The sequence below is a fragment of the Buttiauxella izardii genome, assembly GCF_003601925.1.
GTDB lineage: Bacteria > Pseudomonadota > Gammaproteobacteria > Enterobacterales > Enterobacteriaceae > Buttiauxella > Buttiauxella izardii.
Genome location: NZ_QZWH01000012.1, coordinates 107809 through 117161, shown reverse-complemented (window position 1 = coordinate 117161; position 9353 = coordinate 107809). Strand labels below are relative to the sequence as shown.

The 9353-nt window shown below is 52.2% G+C and carries 8 protein-coding genes; 5 read left to right on the top strand and 3 right to left on the bottom strand.

Annotated features, from left to right (window positions below):
• Positions 1–498 precede the first annotated feature (498 nt).
• Positions 499–1356 (bottom strand): LysR substrate-binding domain-containing protein, encoded by an 858-nt coding sequence (locus D6029_RS07645; protein ID WP_120064198.1) that lies wholly within the window; start codon positions 1354–1356, stop codon positions 499–501.
• A 122-nt stretch (positions 1357–1478) separates the two neighbouring features.
• Between D6029_RS07645 and D6029_RS07640 the strand changes: the two genes are divergently transcribed.
• The 3 genes from D6029_RS07640 (at position 1479) to D6029_RS07630 (ending at position 5300) form a co-directional block, all read left to right on the top strand.
• On the top strand, positions 1479–2648 hold the full coding sequence (locus D6029_RS07640) for a pyridoxal phosphate-dependent aminotransferase (protein WP_120064197.1): 1170 nt from the start codon (positions 1479–1481) through the stop codon (positions 2646–2648).
• 12 nt (positions 2649–2660) lie between these two features.
• Positions 2661–3437, top strand: coding sequence for an ABC transporter substrate-binding protein (locus D6029_RS07635; RefSeq protein WP_120064196.1), 777 nt, complete (start codon positions 2661–2663; stop codon positions 3435–3437).
• 207 nt (positions 3438–3644) lie between these two features.
• On the top strand, positions 3645–5300 hold the full coding sequence (locus D6029_RS07630; protein ID WP_120064195.1) for a glucan biosynthesis protein D: 1656 nt from the start codon (positions 3645–3647) through the stop codon (positions 5298–5300).
• 133 nt (positions 5301–5433) lie between these two features.
• Here the strand turns inward: D6029_RS07630 and hpxO are convergent, their stop codons facing one another.
• Complete coding sequence (gene hpxO, locus D6029_RS07625; protein ID WP_120064194.1) at positions 5434–6591, bottom strand: FAD-dependent urate hydroxylase HpxO; 1158 nt, start codon at positions 6589–6591, stop codon at positions 5434–5436.
• A 173-nt stretch (positions 6592–6764) separates the two neighbouring features.
• Between hpxO and rimL the strand changes: the two genes are divergently transcribed.
• A complete protein-coding gene (rimL, locus tag D6029_RS07620) occupies positions 6765–7325 on the top strand; it encodes a 50S ribosomal protein L7/L12-serine acetyltransferase (RefSeq protein ID WP_120064193.1) in 561 nt (186 codons plus the stop codon).
• Here rimL and ydcK read toward each other — a convergent pair.
• On the bottom strand, positions 7322–8251 hold the full coding sequence (gene ydcK, locus D6029_RS07615; protein WP_120064192.1) for a YdcK family protein: 930 nt from the start codon (positions 8249–8251) through the stop codon (positions 7322–7324). The two genes, rimL and ydcK, sit on opposite strands and share 4 nt — an antisense overlap.
• A 112-nt stretch (positions 8252–8363) precedes the next feature.
• Between ydcK and tehA the strand changes: the two genes are divergently transcribed.
• The gene (tehA, locus tag D6029_RS07610; RefSeq protein ID WP_120064191.1) at positions 8364–9353 is read left to right on the top strand and encodes a dicarboxylate transporter/tellurite-resistance protein TehA; all 990 of its coding nucleotides are present in this window, start codon (positions 8364–8366) and stop codon (positions 9351–9353) included.

Below are 9353 nucleotides of genomic sequence, written 5' to 3'. Positions count from 1 at the left end.
GCCCGGTCATTAAATTGCCGCAAGCGGTAAACCCCAGCTTATCCCCAACATCAGGGTCGTTCGCGACACGCTCCCGGCGGATCGCTCTCTTTCGCTGCTCCCGGCAGCTCAACCCTGACTTATGGGGAACACTGGGGCAATTTATACCGGGAACAAGGTCAAAACCGGCTCGGTGTCGCCTTTGGGTTTTGACTTTTTGTTTTGAAGTTGACCTTCGGTTCCGGCTTCAATCGCGCCGTTTTTTACCCTTCAGTCGGGGTCACGTGGCCGGGAGCCACGTGAGAGAGCGATCGTCGGGAACGAGTCGCGAACGACCGCGAATGTTGGGTGAAAAACGGTGTTTACCGCAAAGCGGCGATTGACTTGCCGGACGCCAGGATTATCAAGGAGAGGGCGTTCTCTCCTTGATACGTTCACCGTCCGCTGATCTATGTAGGAACGGTAAACTTACGGGTGAACGGAAAAAAGCAGGGCTCGCAGATCCAGCTTACAGCTCGGCTAGCTAACCGCCAACAGCGCCCGCTTAAACCCCTCCAGCCCCGCATGACCATCCTCCCCGGGCTTCAACGCCAGGCAATAACACGCTCCGGTCTTCACGCTCCCGGCGAACGGCTGTACCAACCGTCCACGGTGCAAATCCTCCGCCACCAGTGTGGCATCGGCAATCGCAATGCCAAAACCCTGAATCGCCGCGCTGATGGCTAAGTCCATGGTGTCGAAGTGTTGATTTTTATTCATAGCAGGCGGGTTAGGGACATTCTGCGCAAACCATAACGACCAGTCGGTGCGGTCGCGTGTAGGGTGCAGAAAGGTGTAGCGGCTCAAATCTTCGGGCGTTATTTCTCCATCCGGCAACAAATGCTGGCTGATGACCGGCGTGAGTCTTTCTTCAAACAGCAATGTGCCATTCGCGGAAGGTTTACCAAAAATAATCGCCGCATCAAAGGGTTCGTTATTGAAATTCACGCCGTGTTCAACGGTGGTGGTGAGCGCGACCTGGATATCCGGCGACACGCTTTCGAGCTGCACCAGTTTGGGCACCAGCCAGCGCATGGCGCAGGTCGGGGCTTTGAGGCGGATGACACTCGGTTTGTGCGCGGCATCGCTCGCCACGTTGAGTAAATGCTCGAAGGCTTGCTGTAACTCGGGAAGCAGGGCGCTGCCTTGCGGGGTGAGATGCAAGCCACGGGCGTGGCGGTCAAACAGCGAAAACCCCAGCCATTCCTCAAGCGTTGAAATTTTACGGCTGACCGCACCTTGTGTCAGGCAAAGCTCTTTTGCTGCGTGAGTGAGATTCAAATGTTTCGCCGTCACCAGGAAAGCATCCACAGTATTAAGGGGAAAATTGCGCCGCATATTCGGTTGCTCTCCGCTGAGCCATGAGTTTTTTGCATGGCAATTATGACAACAATTCGTTTGTGGTAGCAACCTGTTACAGATTGAATAGTTATGCAAATCGCGCATTCACAGGAGCGGCCATGACTATGCAAACCCCGGTGCAATTTCGTTCAAAATTACCGGATGTTGGAACCACCATTTTTACCGTTATCGGCCAACTCTCGGCGCAACATAACGCCATTAATCTTTCACAGGGCGCGCCAAACTTTTCGCCAGACCCGAAATTAATCGCCGGTGTCAGCAAAGCGATGCAGGACAACCATAACCAATATGCATCGATGACCGGATTCAGGCCGTTAAAAACCCTGATCGCGGAAAAGGTCGCCACGCTGTACGGCTCAAATTACGACGTTGATGATGAAATTTTAATTACCGCCAGCGCCAGTGAAGGGCTGTATTCGGCAATTAGCGGGCTGGTGCATCCGGGCGATGAAGTGATTTACTTCGAGCCATCTTTTGACAGCTACGCGCCCATTGTCCGTCTGCAAGGCGCAACTCCCGTGGCTTTGAAGCTGGCGCTGCCGGATTTCACCGTCAACTGGGATGAAGTGCGTGCCGCCATTACCCCGCGCACCCGCATGATTATCGTCAACACGCCGCACAACCCAAGCGGGCAGGTATTCAGTGCGCAAGATTTGGATATGCTGGCGGAACTGACGCGTAACACCGACATCATTATTCTGTCCGATGAAGTCTATGAGCACATCGTTTTTGATGGCGAGCGTCATCACGGCATGGCGACGCATCCGGCGCTGGCCGAACGCAGCGTGATTGTTTCGTCATTCGGCAAAACTTTTCACGTTACCGGCTGGCGCGTGGGTTACTGCCTGGCTCCGGCGGAATTAATGAACGAAATCTGCAAAGTGCATCAGTTTTTGATGTTCTCTGCGGATACGCCGATGCAATATGCATTTGCTGAATACATGACGAACCCGGACACCTATTTATCGCTGGCGGCGTTTTACCAGCGCAAACGCGATTTAATGCAGTCGTTGCTGGTGGATTCGCCGTTCAAACTGTTGCCGAGCGCCGGTTCATTCTTCCTGCTGGCGAAGTTCGATCATTTCAGTGATGAATCTGACAGTGAAATGGTGAAGCGTTTAATTACGCAATACGGCGTGGCGACCATTCCGCTCTCCGCGTTTTATACCGATGGGACAGACAATAAGTTGATTCGTTTGTCATTTGCGAAAGATGAAGCTACGTTACGTGCGGGTGCGCAGGCACTTTGCCAGGTTAAGCCACGCTGATAAGAGGTCATAATGAAAAAAGTTTATGCATTAAGTTTGTTAGTTGGGTTGTGTGCTTCTTTTTCTACCTTTGCGGCAACCGAATTGCGCTATGGCGTGGAAGCAGAATATCCGCCGTTTGAGAGCCGTAACTCAGCGGGCGAACTGGAAGGTTTTGATATCGATTTGGGTAACGCTATCTGCAAAGCGGCAAACCTGAAATGCTCATGGGTTGAGACGTCGTTTGATGCGTTGATCCCAGGGCTTGTGGCGAAGAAGTTTGATGCGATTAACTCGGCAATGAACATCACCGAACAGCGTCGTAAAAGTGTCGATTTCACCCAGCCAATCTACCGTATTCCTTCGCAGCTGGTGGGCAAGTCGGACAGCGGCATGGAGCCGACAGCGGAAGGCCTGAAAGGTAAAACCATCGGCGTTCTGCAAGGCTCCATTCAGGAAACCTATGCGAAAGAGCATTGGGAAAAACACGGTGTGACGGTCGTTTCTTATAAAGACCAGAATATGGCGTGGGGTGATTTGCTCAACGGGCGTATTGACGCCTCGCTGGTGATGTCCGCAGCAGGCCAGGCGGGCTTCCTGAGCAAGCCGCAGGGCAAAGGTTTTGGCTTTGTGGGCAAACCTGTCAGCGATGACACAATTCTGGGCAGCGGTATCGGTTATGGCCTGCGTAAAGGCGATGCAGAAACCAAGAAACAGCTGGATGCGGCTATCGACAAAGTGCGGGCCGACGGCACGATCACCACACTTGCGAAGAAGTATTTCCCTGGTATTGATGTCGCGGTGAAGTAAGTTTTTTGTCCGACAAACGGTCCACTTTGTGGGCCGTTTTTTCATCGTATTCCCATGTACATGAAAATAATGCTTCCCGGCGCGTAAAGCTCTGTGTAGGTGATTGGATTTGTCGTGATTTTTGTCTAGAGTGTGCGGTCTAGATTTTGCCGTTGTTCTGCCCCGCGCGGAGCGAAACACATCGACATGAAGGACAATCTTTCAGGCATGAACCGTAGACGTTTTATCAAAGCCTCAATGGCTCTCGCCGCAGTCAGCGGCACCACTTCAATTGCCACGCTGTTCTCCCGTGCCGCTTATGCGAGCGAGTCCGAAATTGCCGATGGTCGCACCACTGAATTCGATTTCTCCGTGCTTCAGTCAATGGCTCATGACCTGTCGAAGAAACCCTGGGTCGGCAAACCGCGCCCGTTGCCTGATACGCTGGCGAACTTAACGCCGCAGGCTTATAACGCGATTCAGTATGACGCCGAGCATTCGTTGTGGAACAACATCGAAAACCGCCAGCTCGACGTGCAGTTTTTCCACGTTGGCATGGGGTTCCGCCGCCGTGTGCGCATGTTCTCTGTTGACCCGGCATCCCATCAGGCGCGTGAGATTCACTTCCGCCCTGAGCTTTTCAACTATAACGATGCGGGCGTAGACACCAAACAACTCGAAGGCCAGATCGATCTTGGATTTGCGGGTTTTAAAGCCTTCAAAGCGCCAGAACTGGCGCGTCGCGACGTGGTTTCATTCCTCGGCGCGAGCTACTTCCGTGCGGTCGATAGCACTTATCAATATGGCCTGTCTGCACGCGGGCTGGCGGTGAACACTTATACCGATCAGCTTGAAGAGTTCCCGGACTTCACTTCGTTCTGGTTTGAAACCGCGAAAGCGGGCGACACCAAATTTGTGGTTTACGCACTGCTCGACAGCGCAAGCGTCACCGGGGCGTACAAATTCACCATCAATTGCGAAGCCGAACGCGTGGTGATGGATGTCGATAATCACCTGTATGCCCGCGAAGATATCAAGCAATTGGGCATCGCGCCGATGACCAGTATGTTCGCCTGTGGCACCAACGAACGCCGCATGTGCGACACCATTCACCCACAAATTCACGACTCCGATCGCCTGGCGATGTGGCGTGGCAACGGCGAGTGGGTGACGCGCCCGCTGAACAATCCGCAGAAATTGCAGTTCAACGCTTATCTCGATAACAACCCGAAAGGCTTCGGTTTGCTGCAACTCGACCACGAGTTTGCCAATTATCAGGACATTATGGGTTGGTATAACAAACGCCCAAGCCTGTGGGTTGAGCCGCTGAACAAGTGGGGCAAGGGCGCCATCGGCCTGATGGAAATCCCAACCACGGGTGAGACGCTCGATAACATCGTCTGCTTCTGGCAGCCAGAAAAACCGGTCAAAGCCGGTGACGAGCTGGAGTTTAAATACCGACTCTACTGGAGCGGTTTGCCGCCAATCCAGTCGCCGCTGGCACGTGTTTACGCGACACGCACCGGTATGGGCAGCTTCCCGGAAGGCTGGGCGCCAGGTGAACACTTCCCGGAAAAATGGTCGCGCCGTTTCGCGATTGATTTCATCGGCGGAGATTTGAAAGCCGCGGCACCGAAAGGTATCGAGCCGGTGATTACGCTGTCTAACGGCGAAGCCCGTCAAATTGAAATTCTGTACGTGGAGCCATTCGACGGCTACCGGATTCTGTTCGACTGGTATCCAACGGACGACTCAACGGCCCCGGTGGATATGCGCATGTTCCTGCGCTGCCAGGGCGATGCCATCAGTGAAACCTGGCTGTATCACTACTTCCCGCCAGCGCCGGATAAACGTAAATACGTTGATGACCGGATTATGAAATAACTGATGAAGCCCCGTAAAAAATGCGGGGCTTTTTTTATGGTGGATGACGCTTATTCTTCGGACGTCAGTTTTGTGTGTCGGGTTTTGTAGGTCGGATAAGCGCAGCGTCATCCGACACGACCAGAACCAAAATCTATTCCAACGGCCCGCCGAGAATGGTTTCACACATCCCGGAAAGCACGCGCTCGCCGGTTTCGCTTTTCAATTCTTCATACCAGCTATGGGTGATGTTCATATCCTTGCCGTGGGTCACATCGCAGCGTTTACGCGCTTTAAGTACCAGATCTTTAACGCGATAAGCGCGTTTTTCCTGGTAGCGTAACAACGCATCTTCAACCCCTAGTGAGTTAGTTTGCAATGCCATCGCTAGCACAACGGCATCTTCCATGGCGGCGCATCCACCCTGGCCGATATCTGGCGTGGTGCTGTGACCTGAATCACCCAGCAGTGCAACACGCCCGCGAACCAGTTGCATAAATGGTTCGATATCATGAATTTCTATGCGATTTGTGGTTTCCGGGTTAATTGTAGAAATCAGTTTTTGTACGGGATCTGCCCAGCCAGCGAAATAACGGGTTAAATCCACCTTCACCGTGGTGCGGTCTTCTGGCAAACCTTTCTCCAGCGGCACATCAAAGAAGAAGTAAAAGCGATTCCCGGAAACGGGCATTAACGAAACGCGTTTTCCTTCACCCACGAATGTCGTCCATTGATTCGCTGGGGCAATAGATTCGTCAATTTCCACCAGTCCATTCCAGTTAACGTAACCGGCATAACGGCGCTCGGTCTGGTGGCCTAATACATAAGGGCGGATCACCGAGTGGGTGCCGTCGGCGGCAATTAATACGTCACCCTCGGCGACATGACCATCTTCAAACCAGGCCCGCACGCCGCCATCGAACTCTTCAATACGCGCCACGCGTTTGCCAAACTGGATATCTGCGCGGCCATAAGTATAAATCAACATGTCTTGCAGTTCTGCCCGCGCCACCGGGTAAGGGCGCTCGCCAACACTTTTGATTAAAGGATCGAGACTAAAACGCGTCAAGGTTTGGCCGTGGACAAATTCCTTGTAGGCCATAAATTCCATCGGCCCGCCCAATTTTTGGAGTGGCTCTTTCATGCCAAGCCAGTTCAGGCATTTCACGCCATTGGGCCAAATTGAAATCGCCGCACCGACGGGTTTGATTTCTTTCACCGCTTCATAGACTTCCGTGGCAATGCCACATCTTTTCAGGGCAATTGCTGCCGAAAGTCCGCCAATGCCGCCGCCAATTATGATCGCTTTCATCTCAGTCTCCTTTGGGTTACAAAGATGTTAAGCAATATCTATACCAGGCCTTAAAGCCGCGTGAGTGCTGTAAAGTTACATACAATTGGGCAATGGTGGGGATCGCCGCTGGTGCAGCGTGGATTTCTGCACCATTATTTTCCACAGAACATGATTAATGAAGGAGACGATGGGTGCGGGATTCAGATAACTGGCCGGATGATGTGATTACAGTGGATGAGAATATTGCGCTGCATTCCATTCATGAAAGTCACGCTGATGAAATTTTTGCGCTGGTGCAAAAGAATAAAGCCTGGCTACAAACGGCGATGGATTGGCCGCAATATGTCATCTCTGTAGAAGATTCACGCAAAATGGCCCAGGGAAATTACATTCTGCATCATCGCGGTTTCGCCAAAATGTTTCTGATTAGGCTCAATGGAAATATGATCGGCGTGGTTTCGTTTAACCAAATTGAGCCAACCAACAAAACGGCGTACATCGGTTATTGGCTCGATGAGAATGTTCTTGGGCAAGGTGTGATTTCCCGCGCCTTAGACGCGGTGATGCAGAAATATGCAAATGAAGGCCTGGTGCGCCGTTTTGTTATCAAATGCATTGTGAGCAACACCGCCAGCAATCGTGTGGCGCAACGCAATGGCTTTGCACTTGAGGGGCGTTTGAAACAAGCCGAATATCTTAACGGCGAGTTTCACGATCAGAATATTTATGGGCGAATAATCGAAAAGCTTTAAAACACCCCATAAAACGGCGAGCGCGTAACACGCTGTTCGCCATTAATATCTTTAATGCCGCGAATATGAATCAGCTCGCCATCCAGGCCGTCGACCGCGGCTTTATCGTAAATCTGCACATTATTCTCTATCAGAACGTTCCCGGTGACTCGCGCCTGGCCGTAAATTTGTACCTGGTTATCGAGCTGAATAGGGCCGCCGATAAGCGTGGCGTCATCGAAAATATGCACCTGGTGTTTGAGGACGCAGTCGCCTTCAATAAGCGCGTTGCCGTAAACCTGAGAAGAATAACGAATGGTGGGGATTTGGTCGTCACCGCGTCCGGCAATAATTCGTGCGTTATCAAACACGCGAGCGCAGTCGCAAACCCAGATATTGTTTTCGTCGTTGCCCTCCAGAATCGCCTGGCCGAAGACTTCAGCGCGGTGCTCAATAAAGGCGTTATTCACCACGGCGTTGCCAAATATCTGAGCCTGATGAACCACGCGTGAGGCATTTACCGTGGCGTTGCCATAAATTTGCAGCAGTTTATCGTTGTCGGCGGTTAGCCCACGAACGGCGATCACCTGGCTGCCATTAAGAATGCGAGCAGCATCGTAAATTCGGCATTCGCCGCTGATTAAAGATTCCTTCACGACACTTTGCCCACTGACGTGCGCCTGGTGGCAAAGGGTGGATTCCCCATGAATTTGTGCGTCATCATTAACGCTTGAACCGCCGTAAACCACGCTTTCGCCGCCATAAATCCAGCAGTTTCCGTGCTGACTGAGGTTGTCTTCGCATTCAATCCAGCCACCGAGTTGCCCGGTTTTAACATCACTGAAATCGTAAAGCGCGACCACTTGCCACAGTTTGACCTGCTGTTTTTTGCCGTCGACCAGATAGTCGTGCAGCCGCGAGTCGCCGGTTAATTGATACTTGTTCATCGCTTTATCCCAGAGAGTTCCCTTTTAAACCGTAGCAGATTAATCCCCATATGGCGTTCTGCGGCGCATTCGCATAAAATGCATCTAAAATACATTTTATAATTTAAACGAAATGAATAAATCAGTAACACGCACCATGCTCAATCTCCCGGCTGGTTATTTTGGGATGGTGCTTGGGACCATTGGGATGGGGTTTGCGTGGCGTTATGCTGCCACGATTTGGTCGGTTTCCCCCCGGATTGGCGAGGCATTTGAAAGCCTGGCGATCGCCATCTGGCTGGCGTTGGCGCTGGCATTTGTGGTGCGGCTGGTGAAATATCCACAAACGATTCTCGACGAAATCCGTCATCCACAAAAGGGCAGTTTTATCAGCCTGTTTCCGGCAACCACCTTGCTGGTTTCAATTGCTATCGCACCTTATATTCGCCCGTTAGCGGTGGGGTTGTTTGCCTTCGGCGCGGTGGTGCAACTGGCTTATGCCGCCTGGCAGAGTGCCGGTTTATGGCGTGGCAGCCACCCGCATACTGACACCACACCCGGATTATATTTGCCGACCGTTGCCAATAACTTTATCAGCGCGATGGCCTGCGGGGCGTTGGGATATCACGACTTGGGGATTCTGTTTTTCGGCGCGGGCGTGTTTTCATGGTTAAGCCTGGAACCCGCTATTTTGCATCGTTTACGCAGCGCCGGGGAACTCCCGCCGCCAGCTCGCACAGCGCTTGGGATTCAGCTGGCACCCGCCCTGGTCGCCTGTAACGCTTATCTGAGTGTCAACGACGGCCAGCCTGATTTCTTTGCCAAAATGCTGTTCGGTTACGGTCTACTGCAATTGTTGTTTATGCTCCGCCTGATGCCCTGGTATTTGAAGCAGCCGTTTAATGCTTCGTTCTGGAGTTTCTCATTTGGTATTTCAGCCCTTGCTGGCACAGCGCTGCACCTTAGCCATGCCAGTAATGACGGGCTTTTTACCGCACTCGCGGTGCCGCTGTTTATCTTCACTAATTTCATTATTGGCCTGCTACTGCTGCGCACGGTTATCCTGCTTTATCAGGGGAAATTGCTGTTGCGAGTTGAACGGCCTGCAAAAAGGATAAATTAA